Raw genomic sequence first — 14067 nt, forward strand, 5'->3', positions numbered from 1 at the left:
GGAAGCGACGACGTACGGGGCCGGGGCCGGCCGATGCGCGGGAGCATGGGTGGAACCGCGACCGGCCGGGGTCTCAGTGGGTGACGCGATCGGACGGTCTCCGGGCTTCGGCGGTCACCGCTCGCCTCCGGTCGCGGCCCGTCTCCGCCTCGGCCTCGGCGCCGGACACGATCAGTTCCGCGAGGATCCGGGCCGCCTGCGGCCGTACAGGGCCGAGGCGTACGACGCTCACGCCGGAGGCGCCGACCGCGGCGGACAGGCCGGGGAAGTCCGAGTCCAGCCCCAGAGTGGTGAGTTGCGCGGCCAGCGCTCCGACACCGTCCGTGGCCCGTGTCCACGTGTGGTCGTGGACCGCGCAGGGCATCCCGCCGTCGGCGTCGGCCCGGTCCGCTCTGACATCGATGTCCGCGAGCGCCGCCGGACGGTCCGGTGGGCCGGACCGCGCAAGCTCCTCCAGCCCGGTGGCCAGCGCGGTCCGCAGCAGTTCCGCGAGTCGCCCGGCGCCGGCGGGTGACGTGTGCCCGAGGCCGACGAAGCCGCGCCCGAAGGCGTTCGACTCGGCGCGCAGCGAGGGGAGATCGTCCGTCATCCCCGCGCGGGCCAGGGCGTCCCGCAGCGCGTTCGTGGCACCGCGCGCGGCGTCGCGGCCGTCGCTCTCCCACGGGGCCGGGTCGAAGGCGGCGTTGTGGCGTTCCGTCGGGTCATCGCGCATGGGTCATGGCTCCCTTGAGACCGGCCAGGGCGAACGCGGACGTGGGCGGGGTGTTCTCGCCGTACCGGTCCACGTGGGTGAGGAGTTCGGCGGCGGCGACGAGTACGGCCGCCAGCGCGACCGGGGCGAGCGGGTCGGCCGGCGGGCGCCGGGACGGGGCGGTGAGCCACTCCTGACGGTCGCCGGACCGGGGCGCCGGGCCGGGCACCACCACGACCGAGCCATGACTCAGATACCGGTACGCGGGCGCCGTGCCGTCTTCGAGGGCGAGATGCCGCGCGAAGTCCGCCCGGCCCCGCGGCGCCAGGAAGAACCCCACCCGGCGGGCCCGGTGGTCGAGCACCGCGGGCCCCAACGGCACGCGTCTGCGGGTCAGTTGGTCGAGAGCCTCCATACCGACCCGCTGCTCGACGGTCACCACGTCGAAGAAGCGGCCGGTCGGCACCACATACGGCGCTCGTGGGTCGTTCGCCCAGGTCTCCCGGCAGACGGCCGGATCGTCGGCCGCCGCGGAGAGCCACTCGACGTCCCTCCAGGTCATCCTCTGCACGTCATCCCACCTCTGTCGGACTCGGTTCCGGTCCCGACGCCGCCCGCGCTCCCCGGCCACTCGGGTATTCCCATTGCGTTTCAGACGTGTATGACACCTCAGGGTAGGCAGTGCCCCTCCCCACCGGCTTCGACCAAATGGCCTATGAGTGCGGACATTTGAGGGTGCCGCGCGTCTTCGGGGCCGTCACCGACGACGGCCCGGCCAGGGGGTGCCTGGTCGGGCCGGTCCGTGCTCGGAGCAGGGAAGGTCGGGGAAGGTCAGGAGAGCGTGTGGACGAGCTGTGTGGTCAGCTCGTAGCGGGCGCCCACGATGGCCAGCGCGCCCGAGTGCAGCTTGTCCGCGAAGTCGGGTTCCGCGGCCAGCTGCGACCGTATCGCCCGTATGTTGCGGTCGATCGTCGAGTCGACGCGGGCGTCCCCCTCCTTCGTGTGGTCGATGTTCGGGGCGATCTGGTCGGCCAGGTACTGGATGTGCGCCGGCAGTTCCGCGCCGGTCTCCTCGGCCTCCACCGCGGCGCGCACGGCACCGCATGACTGGTGACCGAGCACCACGACCAGCGGGATGTTCAGTTCCAGGACGCCGTACGCGACGCTGCCGAGCACGGCCTCGTCCAGCACCTGGCCACCGCTGCGGACGGTCATCAGATCGCCGAGGCCCTGGTCGAAGACCAGCTCCGGCGGAACACGCGAGTCGATGCAGCCGAGCACGAGGGCGAAGGGCTGCTGTCCCGTCGTGAGCGTGTGCCGCACCGCGGCGGACTCGTGCGGGTGCGTCTGGGTGAGGGTGCGCCAGCGCCGGTTGCCCGCGGCCAGTTCGGCGAGGGCCTGCTGCGGGGTGGCGGGGCGCGGGAGGGTGGTCGTGGTGGAGGCGTGGGCCGTGGCGGCGCCGACGGTCAGGCCGGCTCCGACCATCGCCGCGCCGGTGAGCGCGGAACGCAGAAGGGTACGCCGAGCCGGAGTCTGCGAAGCCGCTCGTGCGGGCTGCGACTTGGGGGCTTCGGCTCCGTGGGGAGTGACATCGAAGTTCACGGGGAGAACGTATGCCCGGATGATCGATCATCTGTTCCCATTACCGATTCATGGCCAACGGTGGGGATTCCGTGGCCTTTTTTTGAACTCCCTTTGGTACGTACTAAATCCGCGCTTGGTGCGGGGCGGGTCGCGTCGAGCCCCATCAGCCCCGGGCGTGTCCGATGTGGATACCTTCGCGCCATGCTCTTCTACGTTCACGCCCCGGACCGGCCCGGCACCGGGACCGCGCTTCTCGAACTCGCCGAGGACCACTGGTCGTACATGGACCGCTTCGCCGACCGGCTGGTACTGCGGGGACCCACGCTCTCCGAGGACGGCGAGGAGCACACCGGAAGCGTGCACGTGGTCGACGTGCCCGACCGCGCCGCCGCAGAGCGGTTCGCGCACGAGGAGCCGTTCTGGCGCGCGGGGCTCTACCGGCACCTCACCGTCGCCAGGACGGCCGTACTCCACCACCAAGATCTGCTCGGCGACGCGGACCCGTCGGACGTGGTGACCGCGCTGGTGACGGGGGAGTGGGCACCCCGGCCCCACGATCCCGCGCGCGAAGCCCCGGCCGGAGAACCGGACGTCCGCGCGGGCTTCGTCGCCGTCCTGCTCGACGACGGGGGAACCCGTACGACCGGCATCGTCGCGACCGTCCGGGCGGCGCCCGCCGACGCGCCGGACGCTGTCCGGGCACTGGCCGACCGGCTCGCCGGCGGACCCGTCGCGCTCGCCGCCCGGCGCTGGATGCGCGGGGGCCGTTCCTAGGCGGGCTTCCCGGGAGAAAAAGGGTTTCCCGATGCGCGCCGGGGTGCCTCATGCTGGGCGCGGACCGGCCGCAGTCCGCGGCCGAGTGATCCCCCCTTGAGGAGTCGTCGATGAGCGGACGCGCGTTCCCGGAGGTCAGGACGGCGGCAGGTGCTGTCCGTGGTCGGCTGGAGGACGGGCTGTCCGTCTTCCGCGGGATCCCGTTCGCCCAACCGCCGGTGGGCGCCGCCCGGTTCGCCGCGCCCCGTCCGGTCGAACCGTGGGACGGGGTACGCGACGCGCTCGCCTTCGGCCCGCCGGTACCGCAGGAACCCGTGGGCGACTTCGCCCCCGACCTGCCCTCGGGCGACGACTGGCTCACCGTCAACGTGTGGACACCGGAGCCCGGCCCGGCGGCGCGCCTGCCGGTGATGGTCTGGTTCCACGGCGGCGGCTACCAGTTCGGCAACGCGGCCGACTTCGACGGCGGCCGGCTGTCCCGCGAGGGCGGCCTGGTCCTCGTCACCTTCAACCACCGCATCGGCATCGAGGGCTTCGCGCGGATCGAGGGCGCCCCGGCCAACCGCGGACTGCTCGACCAGATCGCCGCCCTGGAATGGGTGCGCGAGAACATCGCCGCGTTCGGGGGCGACCCGGACCAGGTCACCGCCTTCGGCGAGTCCGCGGGCGCCGGATCCATCGCCGCGCTGATGGTCATGGACCGGGCGCGCGGCCTGTTCCGGCGGGCGATCACCCAGAGCGTGCCCGGCACCTTCTACTCGGACGCGCTGGCCCGCGACATCGCCGAGGTCATGGCCGCCGAGCTCGGCCTGCGCCCCACCGTGGGCGATCTGTCCGGCGTGGATCCGCGCGAACTGCCGCTGGCAGGAGCCGAGTTGAGCTCCCGGATGCCCGAGTTCGCGGACCGCTGGGGACCGGTCAGGAGCCCCCACGCGCCCGTCGTCGACGGCGAGATCCTCACGACGACACCGTGGGACGGCCTCGCGCGCGGCGCCGCCCGCGACATCGAACTGGTCGCCGGACACAACCGGGACGAGTACCGGCTCTTCCTGCTGCTCATGGGCCTGTTCGGCGCCGTCGACGACGACATGGCCACGCAGGCCCTGAGGACCTTCGGGCCGGGCGCGGACCCCGCACAGGCCTATCGCGCCGCGTTCCCGGACGCCTCCGCCGAGCACCTCTTCGAACTCGTCCAGTCCGACTGGCTGTTCCGTATGCCCTCGCTGCATCTCGCCGAGGCGCACACCGCGGGCGGCGGGCGGGCCCATGTGTACGAACTGACCTGGGCCGCCCCGGCCGAGGGCATGGACCTCGGCGCCTGCCACGGCCTGGGCATCCCGCTGACCTTCGGTGTCCTCGACGACACGGTCGGCAGCCTGCTGATCGGCCCCACACCCCCGCCGGAGGCCGAGAAGCTCTCCGCCCACATCCGCGCCGCATGGACGTCCTTCGCCACGACGGGCAACCCGGGCTGGCCCGGCTACGAGACGGAGCGCCGCCTCGTCCAGATCCTCGACGCCGAGCCGACGGTCACCGCCTATCCGGAGGAGGCGTCCCGGCGGCTGTGGCAGAACCACCGCTTCGATCCACTGGAGGTACGGAAGCCGTAGCGGCCGGGGACCACGTGGAGGGGAGTCTCAGTCGTCGAAGCGGCGGCGGGACGCCTCGATCTGGCCGATGTACGTGTGCGTCCAGTCGCACATACCGCTGACGGTCTGGCGCAGTGCCAGCCCCGGCGCCGTCAGGCGGTACTCGACGCGTGGCGGCACGGTCGGATGGACCGTCCGTCCGACCAGGCCGTTCCGCTCCAGCATGCGCAGGTTCTGGGTCAGCATCTTGTGACTGATGCCCTCGATCGCGTTGCGCAGCACGCTGAAGCGGAGGGTCTCCTCACCCAGCGTCTCGATGATGAGGAACGCCCACTTGTTGGCGATGTCGGAGAAGATCTCCCGCGCCAGCGAGTCCGCCCGGGTCAGGTCCGCGTCGTCCACGGAGCCGTTGAGCTGCTTGGTCACCATCAGGTTCCCCAGTCACCGAAAAGTGCGTTCTTCCATGTCACGGCTCACTCTCTTACGGTTCCCGAGTAACCACAAGAGAGCAAAAGGAGACGTGCGACATGGCCATCACCCTGGTGAACCCGAGCGGACTGCCGAAGATCGACGTGTACCGGCAGGTGTCCGTCGCGACGGGCTCGAAGCTGGTCTTCGTCGCCGGCCAGGTCGCCTGGGACGCCGACGGGGTCACCGTCGGTGAGGGCGACCTGGCCGCCCAGGTCGAGCAGTGCTGTCTCAACGTCGCCACCGCCCTGGCGGAGGTCGGCGGCACCCTCCAGGACCTGGCGAAACTGACGGTCTACGTCGTCGACTGGACCCCCGACAAGATGCCGAAGCTGCTGGAGGGCATCGACCGAGCGGCGGCGAGGCTCGGCGGCGCCCCGGTCCCGCCCGCCTCCCTCATCGGCGTCGCGGCCCTGGACGTACCCGAGCACCTCGTGGAGGTCGAGGCGACGGCGGTTCTCGACTGACCCCGGCCCCCGCCGGACGCGCCAACGCCACGTTCCCCCACGGTGATTTGCGAACGGTATGGTGCGCAGGCACCGCAGAAGGAACGCCGGCACACGGGGGCAGCATGACATCGACGACCCGAACACCCATGAGGCGCCGAGCGCGCACCCGCCGACAGGGCACCGGCATCGCACTCGCCGTGCTGCTCACCCTGGCAGGCGCGGCCTGCGGCGGCTCGGACGACTCCGGCACCGACGACGCCGCCCGGGACGACAGCACACCGGGCAGCGCAGCCCCGTCGGCGCACTCCCCGAGCCCGACACCCACCCCCACCCCCACGGTGACGGCGGCGGACGGCCGTGATGTGACGGCGTGTTCCGATGCCGAATGCGAAGTCCTCGTCTCCCGGCCGGTGACGGTCCGCTTCGAGGGGCCGGGCGGCGCGGCCACCCTGGCGGTCACCAAAGTCGGCCCCAACGAGGTCGAGTACACCGTGAAATCGTCCAACGGCCAGTCCAAGGGCGGCGCGAGCGGACCGGGCCAGGGCTGTCTCACCGTGCTCCGCACCAACGGCAGCGGCAACTCCTGCGGCGGCGTCGCCGGGGCCCCGCCGAGCCCGGAGCCGGACACCGTCCTGATCCAACTGGCCGGCGGGGCGGACGGCACGGCGATCCTGCACATGCGGACGGGCTGAGGGCACCCGCGGTGCGGACGGGCTGAGGTCACCCGCGGTGCGGACGGGCTGAGGTCACCCGCGGTCGGACGGTTGCCGGGCCCGCCGCTCAGGTCTCGAGGTTGTCCGCGAAGTGCCGGAAGCCGTGCCGGTCGGTGTGCAGGGTCCAGAGCGTGTCCGCCAGCACCGCCGGGTCCTTGCGGGGATGCCCGGGGACGATCGCGCCGGGGATCACCAGCTGCGTGACGTGGATGCCGTCGGGTGCCAGCGTGTTGTGCAGGAGATGACCGTAGGCACTCTGCGCGGCGAAGGCGATGGAGGTGCCGGCCCGCTCCGGGTGCGGGACGACCGCGGTGCCCCCGTTGACGAACAGGATGGTGCCGCGGCCCAGCGCCTGCATGCCGGGCACGACCTGGCGTACGGCGGTGACGGAACCGTAGACCGAGAACTCGATGGGGCCGGTCAGTTCGCCGGGGCCGGTCTCCAGGACCGGCAGCATGAAGTCGCGGTGCGGTACGGGGCTGTACTGGAGGACCTCGATCGGGCCCAGGGTCGCGACCGCGGCGTCCAGTGCCGTCGCGAGCGCCTCCGGGTCGCGGACGTCGGCGGTGAAACCACGCGCCGTGATGCCCTCGCGGCCCAGCGCCGTGGCGAGGCCCTCCGTCCGCTCCCGGTCACGCGCGATGAGGGCGGCTTCGAATCCCTCGCGGCCGAAGCGCCGGGCGACGGCCGTGCCGAGGCCCGGTCCCGCACCGATGATGGCGATGGTGGTCATGCCCCACCTCCTAGCACGACCGGCGGCCGCTGCCCAAGTGCCGCCCGGCGGGAATCCCCGTCGGGAGTTCCCTCCGAGCTTCCCGCATCCGGACGCCGGGCGCCTGCGCCGGGACCGGGTTCCCGCACGGCGTCCCGTTCGCGTTGCGCCCCCGTGCCCGCTCGGTATCGTCGGTCCACGGGGAACGGGGACCGACCGCATCACACTCCGCACACAGAGGGGTCGGCACAGTGAACTCCTTCTCTCCCGGATTCCGAGGCCGTGGCCGGCGACTGGCGGAGCGGCTGCCGCCGGGCCAGTACGCGACGGAGCAGTTCCCGGTGCTGTCGGCCGGGCCCACCCCGAGGGTCTCCACGGAGACATGGGCCTTCACCGTGACCAGTGAACGCGGCGACACCCACAGCTGGACCTGGGAGCGGATGATGGCCCTGCCCCAGGAGGAGACCGTCCGGGACATCCACTGCGTGACCCGCTGGTCCAAGTTCGACACCCGGTGGCGGGGCGTCTCCCTCGACGTGCTCCTCGAACCCGTCGAGACGGCCGCCGACCACGTCGTCGTCAGCAGCTACGGCGGCTACACCACCAACCTCCCGCTGGAGGACCTGCTCGACGGCAGGGCCTGGCTCGTGCACACCTTCGACGGGCAGCCGCTTTCCCCCGAACACGGCGGCCCCGCCCGGCTCCTCGTCCCGCACCTGTACTTCTGGAAGTCGGCGAAGTGGGCCTCAGGACTGCGCCTCACCGACGAGGACGAGCCCGGATTCTGGGAGAGCGCCGGCTACCACAACTACGGCGACCCCTGGCGCGAGCAGCGGACCTGGGGCGACTGACATGGCCGTGGCCTGGTACCGGGCGCGGCTGGTGGAGAGCCGTCCCCAGACGCCGACGGCCCGCACCCTGGTCCTCCGCGCGCCGGGCTGGCCGGGCCATCTGCCCGGCCAGCACGTCGACGTACGGCTCACCGCCGACGACGGCTACCAGGCCGTCCGCAGCTACTCGCTCGCCGCGCCCACCGACGGCGACCGCATCGAACTCGGTGTGCAGTCCGTGCCCGACGGCGAGGTCTCGCCCTATCTGGCCGAGGACCTGCCGGCCGGCGCGGAGGTGGAGGTGCGCGGACCGCTCGGCAACTGGTTCGTGTGGCGGCCGGGCGGAACCGACCCGGTGCTCCTCGTGGCGGGCGGCGCGGGCATCGTCCCGCTCACCGCCATGGTCCGGGCCCGCGGCGAGGCCGGCTCACCCGCCCCCTTCCACCTGCTCTACTCGGTGCGCGGCCCCGACAGCCTCTGGTACCGCGACCACCTCGCCGAGGACACCCCCGGGCTCGACGTACGGATCGTGTACACGCGCACGGCCCCGCCCGGCACGTCCCGTCCGCCCGGCCGTGTCACCGCGGCCGACATCCCCGGGGTCCCGGCCGGCCGGGTGTACGTGTGCGGGCCCACGGACTTCGTCGAGGCGGTCGACGACCTGCTGATCGACCTGGGCCGGGACCCGGCCACGATCCGCACCGAACGGTTCGGGTGAGCCCACCCCGACCACCCATCGCGCCGGAGGAACCCATGACGGACACCGCCCCTCACCTCGACGGCAACTGCCTCGCCGGACCGCTCTCGGAGATCCTCTCCGTGGAGGCCACCGCCGCCTGGTGGCGCTGCCCCGACTGCGGCCGGTCGGGCCCGCTCGCCGGACTGCGCGTGTACGGCCCCGAGCCCGGACTCACCGCCCGCTGCCCCGGCTGCGACCGCATCGCCCTGCGGCTGGTCGCGGAGGACGACCACATCTGGCTGACCCTCGGCTCGGGCAGCGGCGCCTTCCGCTTCCCGACGGCGTAGGCACGGCGGGCTGACGTTCCGGGTGTGAGCGCGCCGGGCTGCCGCTCCGGGTGTGAGCGCGCCGGGCCGCCGCTCCGGGGGTGAGCGCACCAGGCCGCCGATCCGTGCATGAGCACACCGCTCCTCGTGTCATCTGATGCGCGCTCAGATGCTCGGTAGTGCTCGGAACTGCATTGCTTCGAACACGTATTGACATGCCACCGGCGAAACCGTCAGAGTCGTGCCTCGACAGTGATGCAGGCCACCCAGCGAGGAGCGTGCCGTCATGTCCGAACTCCCCTCTGTCTCACGCCGGTTGCTCCTGGGCGGAGCCGTCGCCTCCGGCGCCGCCGCGGTCGGCATGGCCGGACCCGCCCACGCGGTACCGGCGGCGGCCGAGCCGGCCCCCGGTCGCAGACGCGGCCAGAAGTCCATGATCGGCGTACCGTTCGACGTCCACCGGACCGTCCGGGTCGGGGTGATCGGCCTGGGCAACCGGGGCGGAGGCATGGTCATGAGCTGGGCCGCGGTGCCCGGTTGTACCGTGACCGCCGTCTGCGACATCCGCGCCGACCGGGCCACAAGCGCCGCCGACCGGCTGGTCGCCAAGGGCGAACCCCGCCCCGCCGAGTACGGCGGATCCGCCGACTCGTACGCGAAGATGCTGCGCCGCGACGACATCGACCTCGTGTACGTCGCCACACCCTGGGAGTTCCACCACGAGCACGGCCGGGCCGCCCTCCTCAGCGGAAAACACGCCGTCGTCGAACTCCCCGTCGCCACCGGACTGCGCGAACTGTGGGACCTGGTGGACACCTCCGAGCGCACCCGCAGACATCTGCTGCTCGCCGAGAACTGCAACTACGGCCGCAACGAGCTGGCCATGCTGAAGATGGCCCACGACGGACTCTTCGGAGAGCTGACCAACGGCCACGGAGGCTACCTCCACGACCTGCGCGAACTCCTCTTCTCCGACACGTACTACACCGACTCCTGGCGGCGGCTCTGGCACACCCGCAGCACCGCGTCCCTCTACCCCATGCACGGCCTGGCCCCGATCGCGGCTGCCATGGACGTCAACCGCGGCGACCGTATGACGACCCTGCGGGCCACCGCGACCGCCCCCAGGGGCCTCGCCGACTACCGTGCGCGCTTCGTCCCGAGGGACCACCCCTCGTGGAAGGAGACCTACGTCAACGGCGACCTGGTGACATGTCTGATCGAGACCGCGCAGGGCCGCACGATCCGCGCCGAGCACGAGGTCAGTTCGCCCCGGCCGTACAGCCGGATCAACTCGCTCGCCGGGAGCCGGGGCATCGTCGAGGACTACACGGGACCGGCCCCGACCGGCGCCCGCCTCTATCTCGAACCCGACCACAGCGGGCACGCCTGGCGCGACTTCAACGCCTACCGCAAGGAGTTCGACCACTGGCTGTGGCTCAAGGTCGGCGACGACGCCGCGAACAACGGCGGACACGGCGGCATGGACTACGTACTGCAATGGCGGACCGTCCAGCTGATGCGCGCGGGCCTGGTCCCCGACATCGACGTCTACGACTCCGCCGCCTGGTGTTCGGCCGTGCCGCTGAGCGCCGCCTCGCTCGCCCGGGGCGGCCGCCCGGTGGAGATCCCCGACTTCACCCGGGGCGCCTGGCGCAAGCCACGGGCGGGCCTCGACTCCGAGCCCACGGACATGCCGCCCGTCCCCTGATCACGGCGGGCCGCCAACCCCCGCCCTGGCTGGCGAGCGCGTGGAGGGGCCTGAGAAGATCGGGGCCGGTCCCTCTTGATCTGCTTTCCTGTTGACGACGGAGTCCGCCATGACCGCTGACAGCCCCGGCCCCCGCAAGATCGACACCAGTAGGCCGCATCCGGCGCGGGTGTACGACTGGCTGCTGGGCGGCAAGGACAACTACCCCGTCGACGAGGCCGTGGGCGAGAAGCTGCCGCCCGAGGCCAGGGACGCCGCCCGGCAGAACCGGGAGTTCATGCACCGGGCGGCGGCCTGGCTGGCCGGCCAGGGCATGGACCAGTTCCTCGACGTCGGCACGGGCATCCCCACCGAGCCGAACCTGCACCAGATAGTCCAGGGCGTGCGGCCCAACGCGAAGGTCGTCTACACGGACAACGACCCGATTGTGCTGCGGCACGCGGAGGCCCTGCTCATCAGCCACCCCGAGGGCGCGACCGACTACATCGAGGCCGACGTACGCCGGCCGGACCAGATCCTGGAGCACGCGCGCGGTGTGCTGGACTTCGACCGGCCGATCGCCCTGTCCCTGATCGCCCTGATGCACTTCATCTCCGACGACCAGGACCCGTACGCCATCGTCCGCGAGCTGCTCGGCGCGCTGCCCTCGGGCAGCTGGCTGGTGCTGTCGCACGCCGCGTCCGACCTGTACCCGGAGCTGGCCGAGCGGGTCACCGCCGAGTACGCCAAGGGCGGCATCCGGCTCGGCTTCCGCACCCGCGCCGGCGTCAGCCGCTTCTTCGACGGCCTGGAGCTGGTCGAGCCGGGCCTGGTCACGGCGCCCGAGTGGTTCAAGACGGACCCGGCCCCGGCCCCCGAGGGCAGCGGTATCTACGCGGGTGTGGCCCGCCTTCCCTGACCGTGCCGTAGGCCTGCCCGGCGGCCCCGACGGCGGCGCCCGGTGCTACGCCGGCGCGTCGCCGGGCGCCGGTGCCCGGCCGATCCGCTCCGCCGCCTCCCTGGCCACCCGTACGGTGCGAAAGCCCCTGCGGTACGCCGACGGCGATGTACGCATCACCTTCGTGAAGTGGTACCGGAAGGTCACCGGCGACTGGAAGCCCACGGCCGCCGAGATCTCGTCGACCGTGCCCGGCGAGGTCTCCAGGAGCGGCAGACTCGCCCGCACCCGCTGCGCGATCAGCCAGTGCATCGGCGAGTCGCCCGTCGCCTTCGCGAAGTGCCGCAGAAAACTCCGCTCCGACATCCTGGCCTCTCGCGCCAGCATCGCGACAGTGACCGGCTCGGTCAGATGCCGCAGCGCCCACGCCATACTCCGGGCGAGCCCACCGTCCTCCGTCGGCACCGGCACGGGCGCCTGGATGTACTGCGCCTGACCGCCGTCGCGGTGCGGCTGGATGACCAGCCGCCGCGCCACCGCGTTCGCCAGCTCCGTCCCGAAGTCCTTGCGCACCACGTGCAGACAGAGGTCCAGCCCGGCGGCGCTGCCCGCGCCGGTGAGCACGTCGCCGTTGTCGACGTAGAGCGGATTCGGGTCGACGTCGATCTGCGGATAGCGGCTCGCGAGCAGCGTCGCCCACCGCCAGTGCGTGGTGGCCCGGCGCCCGTCGAGCAGTCCCGCCGCGGCGAGCGTGAACGCGCCCGCGCAGGTGGAGATGATCCGCGCGCCGGAGTGGTGCGCTGCCCGCAGCGCCTGTACGAGCGCCCGGGACGGCGGCGCCCCCACGTCGGCACTGCTCGGCACGACCACCGTGTGCGCCTCCCGGAGCGCCTCCAGGCCGAAGCGGGTGGTGAGTTCGGCGCCGCCCGGCATCGGCAGCGAGGTGGGGTGCTCGGCGCAGAGCTGGAGTTCGTAGTGCTGTGGGATGAGGTCGGCGAGGTAGGGGCCGAAGACGGCCGTGGCGATCCCGACCTCGAACGAGGCGCTGTGGTCGGTCACGAGGACGGCGACGCGGTACGGCGGGTTCTCCCGTGGACGGTCCATCCCGTACTCCTTCCCCCCGGTCTCCGGGATCCTCCCGGTCTGCCGGGCCCGATCCGTCCGGTTTACGCGATCCCCGGCCCTTCCGCCGCCAGGTGGCGGAATGTTGTCGAAGAGTGGCATTGCCGCCACTGTTCCGTGGGGGCCGGTCGCGGCACGCTGGATGGCATCAGGGCGTGAACCACGAGGGGAGCGCCACGATCCAGCCATACGATCCCGGTATGAGGAAGGCGCGAAGGACATGCGCACGATGACTCTCGCCTGTAGGCGATTCCTCCGCGACGTGTACTACGGCGTCGACACCGGCCACGCCATCCGCCTCGGCCGCAGGCCGGCACCGCAGCCGGCCCGCCGGAAGGGCTGAAGCGCGGGCCGCCGGAAGGGCTGAAGTGCGGGCCGCCGGAAGGGCTGAAAACCCGGGACGCAGGGAGCGCTGAAGCGCCGTCACCGTCCGGCGAGCGCGCGGCGCCATCCAGTCAGCGCTCCGGCGCACGAACGCCCCCGTCACCGTTCCGGTGGGCTTCGGCCGGAATCCCCGTGACCGTTCCGGCACCCCACGGCACAATGAGCCGGGTGAACATGATCGGCTTCGTGGGCCGCGACTCCGCCCCGGAACGGTACGGGCGCCTGCCGGTGCAGCGCGACGACCTGGGCCCGGCACGCCGCCTCTTCGAACACACCGGCGGACACGGCGACTTCGGCACGGTGGCGGGTGTCGCCGCCCCCGGATTCGCCGCCTACGCGCGCGTCCTGCACCCGGCCTCCCTGGACGAGGAACCCGTACGCTGGTCGGCCGTCGCCGCCGCCCACGGACGCGCGGTGACCCCGGGCACCCGCTGGCACGAGCTGATCGGACTGGACCGCAACTACACCAACGCCTCCGACTACGGCGTGCCCGGTGTCTGGGACGAGCACCCGGGGGAGGGCCCGACCCCGCCGGGCGTCGCCCGCTCGCTGATCCCGGTCCTCACCCGGCACACCGCGACCCCCGACCGCTGCTGGTTCGGCCTCTGGCACGGCTACGGCCGCTGGGAGTTCGACGGGGTTCCGACCTTCGCGACCCCAGGGCGCGAGGAGGTACTGCTGGCCGGCCCGCTGACGGACGTCACCACGCCGACACAGATGGAGGAGTTCGCCGAACTGCCCGACCTGTGGTGGCCGGACGACCTCGCCTGGTGCGTCGGCGGAGACGTGGACCTCGTCAGTACGTACATCGGCGGCACGCGCGAACTGATCGCCGATCTGCTGGCGGAGCCGGACATCGAGGCGTACCCGGTGGGGCCGGACGACACGGTCGACTGACTCCGCCCGAGCGCGTCCGGCATGCTCGGCCGGCCGCGGTGCGCCGGCGCGGAACGGCGAATTCACGCCAACGTGAACGAGTAGTTGGATCAGCAACGACGATCGTGGCTCATGACTGAGCCGGCCGCCGAAGCACTCGGCAACCAGGTCAGACGACACAGGTGCCGAATGCCGGGCGGCGGGGTGTGTGGTGCCGACACGGGGCGTACCGGAACCGGCGGGCCTGACCGACCGCTGTACCGACGACCCACCTGAACATGA

The 14067-nt window shown here is 72.3% G+C and carries 17 protein-coding genes; 11 read left to right on the plus strand and 6 right to left on the minus strand.

Features of this window, described 5'->3' with window-relative positions; genetic code table 11:
• Positions 1-73: 73 nt before the first annotated feature.
• The 3 genes from ACIQAC_RS18235 to ACIQAC_RS18245 all read right to left on the minus strand — a co-directional run bounded on the left by ACIQAC_RS18235 (position 74) and on the right by ACIQAC_RS18245 (position 2293).
• Positions 74-712 (minus strand): hypothetical protein, encoded by a 639-nt coding sequence (locus tag ACIQAC_RS18235; RefSeq protein WP_402192143.1) that lies wholly within the window; start codon positions 710-712, stop codon positions 74-76.
• Entirely contained in the window at positions 702-1253 is a 552-nt protein-coding gene (locus ACIQAC_RS18240; RefSeq protein ID WP_402192145.1) for a bifunctional DNA primase/polymerase, read from the minus strand. Before ACIQAC_RS18240 ends, ACIQAC_RS18235 begins: the two co-directional genes overlap by 11 nt.
• Before the next feature lie 269 nt (positions 1254-1522).
• Positions 1523-2293, minus strand: a complete 771-nt coding sequence (locus ACIQAC_RS18245) for a carbonic anhydrase (protein WP_402192148.1) — start codon at positions 2291-2293, stop codon at positions 1523-1525.
• A 183-nt stretch (positions 2294-2476) separates the two neighbouring features.
• Here ACIQAC_RS18245 and ACIQAC_RS18250 point away from each other — a divergent pair, with 183 nt between their 5' ends.
• The gene (locus ACIQAC_RS18250; RefSeq protein WP_402192151.1) at positions 2477-3049 is read left to right on the plus strand and encodes a YciI family protein; all 573 of its coding nucleotides are present in this window, start codon (positions 2477-2479) and stop codon (positions 3047-3049) included.
• Between the two features lie 110 nt (positions 3050-3159).
• The gene (locus tag ACIQAC_RS18255) at positions 3160-4659 is read left to right on the plus strand and encodes a carboxylesterase/lipase family protein (protein ID WP_402192154.1); all 1500 of its coding nucleotides are present in this window, start codon (positions 3160-3162) and stop codon (positions 4657-4659) included.
• Positions 4660-4686: 27 nt separating this feature from the next.
• On the opposite strand, the gene ACIQAC_RS18260 is transcribed toward ACIQAC_RS18255, so the two are convergent.
• Positions 4687-5067, minus strand: a complete 381-nt coding sequence (locus ACIQAC_RS18260) for a winged helix-turn-helix transcriptional regulator (protein WP_402192156.1) — start codon at positions 5065-5067, stop codon at positions 4687-4689.
• 98 nt (positions 5068-5165) lie between these two features.
• Here ACIQAC_RS18260 and ACIQAC_RS18265 point away from each other — a divergent pair, with 98 nt between their 5' ends.
• Together ACIQAC_RS18265 and ACIQAC_RS18270 are read left to right on the plus strand one after the other, a co-directional pair.
• Positions 5166-5573: a RidA family protein gene (locus tag ACIQAC_RS18265; protein WP_402192159.1), complete on the plus strand. Its 408-nt coding sequence runs from the start codon at positions 5166-5168 to the stop codon at positions 5571-5573.
• A gap of 128 nt (positions 5574-5701) precedes the next feature.
• Positions 5702-6247 (plus strand): hypothetical protein, encoded by a 546-nt coding sequence (locus ACIQAC_RS18270; RefSeq protein ID WP_402192161.1) that lies wholly within the window; start codon positions 5702-5704, stop codon positions 6245-6247.
• Between the two features lie 88 nt (positions 6248-6335).
• Here the strand turns inward: ACIQAC_RS18270 and ACIQAC_RS18275 are convergent, their stop codons facing one another.
• Positions 6336-7001, minus strand: coding sequence for an SDR family NAD(P)-dependent oxidoreductase (locus ACIQAC_RS18275; RefSeq protein WP_402192163.1), 666 nt, complete (start codon positions 6999-7001; stop codon positions 6336-6338).
• Positions 7002-7231: 230 nt separating this feature from the next.
• Here ACIQAC_RS18275 and ACIQAC_RS18280 point away from each other — a divergent pair, with 230 nt between their 5' ends.
• The 5 genes from ACIQAC_RS18280 (at position 7232) to ACIQAC_RS18300 (ending at position 11424) form a co-directional block, all read left to right on the plus strand.
• The gene (locus tag ACIQAC_RS18280) at positions 7232-7831 is read left to right on the plus strand and encodes a sulfite oxidase-like oxidoreductase (protein WP_402192166.1); all 600 of its coding nucleotides are present in this window, start codon (positions 7232-7234) and stop codon (positions 7829-7831) included.
• 1 nt (position 7832) lies between these two features.
• Positions 7833-8528: a ferredoxin reductase gene (locus tag ACIQAC_RS18285; protein ID WP_402192169.1), complete on the plus strand. Its 696-nt coding sequence runs from the start codon at positions 7833-7835 to the stop codon at positions 8526-8528.
• Positions 8529-8563: 35 nt separating this feature from the next.
• Positions 8564-8836 carry a DUF6510 family protein gene (locus tag ACIQAC_RS18290; RefSeq protein WP_402192171.1) on the plus strand — a complete coding sequence of 91 codons (273 nt, stop codon included), beginning with the start codon at positions 8564-8566 and terminating at the stop codon, positions 8834-8836.
• A gap of 265 nt (positions 8837-9101) precedes the next feature.
• A complete protein-coding gene (locus tag ACIQAC_RS18295; RefSeq protein WP_402192173.1) occupies positions 9102-10526 on the plus strand; it encodes a Gfo/Idh/MocA family protein in 1425 nt (474 codons plus the stop codon).
• 109 nt (positions 10527-10635) lie between these two features.
• Positions 10636-11424 carry an SAM-dependent methyltransferase gene (locus ACIQAC_RS18300; RefSeq protein WP_402192176.1) on the plus strand — a complete coding sequence of 263 codons (789 nt, stop codon included), beginning with the start codon at positions 10636-10638 and terminating at the stop codon, positions 11422-11424.
• Between the two features lie 45 nt (positions 11425-11469).
• On the opposite strand, the gene ACIQAC_RS18305 is transcribed toward ACIQAC_RS18300, so the two are convergent.
• Positions 11470-12507: a helix-turn-helix domain-containing protein gene (locus ACIQAC_RS18305; protein ID WP_402192179.1), complete on the minus strand. Its 1038-nt coding sequence runs from the start codon at positions 12505-12507 to the stop codon at positions 11470-11472.
• 238 nt (positions 12508-12745) lie between these two features.
• Between ACIQAC_RS18305 and ACIQAC_RS18310 the strand changes: the two genes are divergently transcribed.
• Together ACIQAC_RS18310 and ACIQAC_RS18315 are read left to right on the plus strand one after the other, a co-directional pair.
• Positions 12746-12868, plus strand: a complete 123-nt coding sequence (locus ACIQAC_RS18310; RefSeq protein WP_402192181.1) for a hypothetical protein — start codon at positions 12746-12748, stop codon at positions 12866-12868.
• Between the two features lie 215 nt (positions 12869-13083).
• Entirely contained in the window at positions 13084-13806 is a 723-nt protein-coding gene (locus ACIQAC_RS18315) for a hypothetical protein (protein WP_402192675.1), read from the plus strand.
• Positions 13807-14067 lie beyond the last annotated feature (261 nt).

It is taken from the genome of Streptomyces sp. NPDC088387 (assembly GCF_044753385.1).
Lineage (GTDB): Bacteria > Actinomycetota > Actinomycetes > Streptomycetales > Streptomycetaceae > Streptomyces.

Excerpts from the sequence above, each read along its gene's own strand:
- ACIQAC_RS18235 (WP_402192143.1), bottom strand. The coding sequence starts at position 712 with ATGCGCGATGACCCGACGGAACGCCACAACGCCGCCTTCGACCCGGCC.
- ACIQAC_RS18240 (WP_402192145.1), bottom strand. The coding sequence starts at position 1,253 with ATGACCTGGAGGGACGTCGAGTGGCTCTCCGCGGCGGCCGACGATCCG.
- ACIQAC_RS18250 (WP_402192151.1), top strand. The coding sequence starts at position 2,477 with ATGCTCTTCTACGTTCACGCCCCGGACCGGCCCGGCACCGGGACCGCG.
- ACIQAC_RS18255 (WP_402192154.1), top strand. The coding sequence starts at position 3,160 with ATGAGCGGACGCGCGTTCCCGGAGGTCAGGACGGCGGCAGGTGCTGTC.
- ACIQAC_RS18260 (WP_402192156.1), bottom strand. The coding sequence starts at position 5,067 with ATGGTGACCAAGCAGCTCAACGGCTCCGTGGACGACGCGGACCTGACC.
- ACIQAC_RS18265 (WP_402192159.1), top strand. The coding sequence starts at position 5,166 with ATGGCCATCACCCTGGTGAACCCGAGCGGACTGCCGAAGATCGACGTG.
- ACIQAC_RS18270 (WP_402192161.1), top strand. The coding sequence starts at position 5,702 with ATGAGGCGCCGAGCGCGCACCCGCCGACAGGGCACCGGCATCGCACTC.
- ACIQAC_RS18275 (WP_402192163.1), bottom strand. The coding sequence starts at position 7,001 with ATGACCACCATCGCCATCATCGGTGCGGGACCGGGCCTCGGCACGGCC.
- ACIQAC_RS18285 (WP_402192169.1), top strand. The coding sequence starts at position 7,833 with ATGGCCGTGGCCTGGTACCGGGCGCGGCTGGTGGAGAGCCGTCCCCAG.
- ACIQAC_RS18290 (WP_402192171.1), top strand. The coding sequence starts at position 8,564 with ATGACGGACACCGCCCCTCACCTCGACGGCAACTGCCTCGCCGGACCG.
- ACIQAC_RS18295 (WP_402192173.1), top strand. The coding sequence starts at position 9,102 with ATGTCCGAACTCCCCTCTGTCTCACGCCGGTTGCTCCTGGGCGGAGCC.
- ACIQAC_RS18300 (WP_402192176.1), top strand. The coding sequence starts at position 10,636 with ATGACCGCTGACAGCCCCGGCCCCCGCAAGATCGACACCAGTAGGCCG.
- ACIQAC_RS18305 (WP_402192179.1), bottom strand. The coding sequence starts at position 12,507 with ATGGACCGTCCACGGGAGAACCCGCCGTACCGCGTCGCCGTCCTCGTG.
- ACIQAC_RS18310 (WP_402192181.1), top strand. The coding sequence starts at position 12,746 with ATGCGCACGATGACTCTCGCCTGTAGGCGATTCCTCCGCGACGTGTAC.
- ACIQAC_RS18315 (WP_402192675.1), top strand. The coding sequence starts at position 13,084 with ATGATCGGCTTCGTGGGCCGCGACTCCGCCCCGGAACGGTACGGGCGC.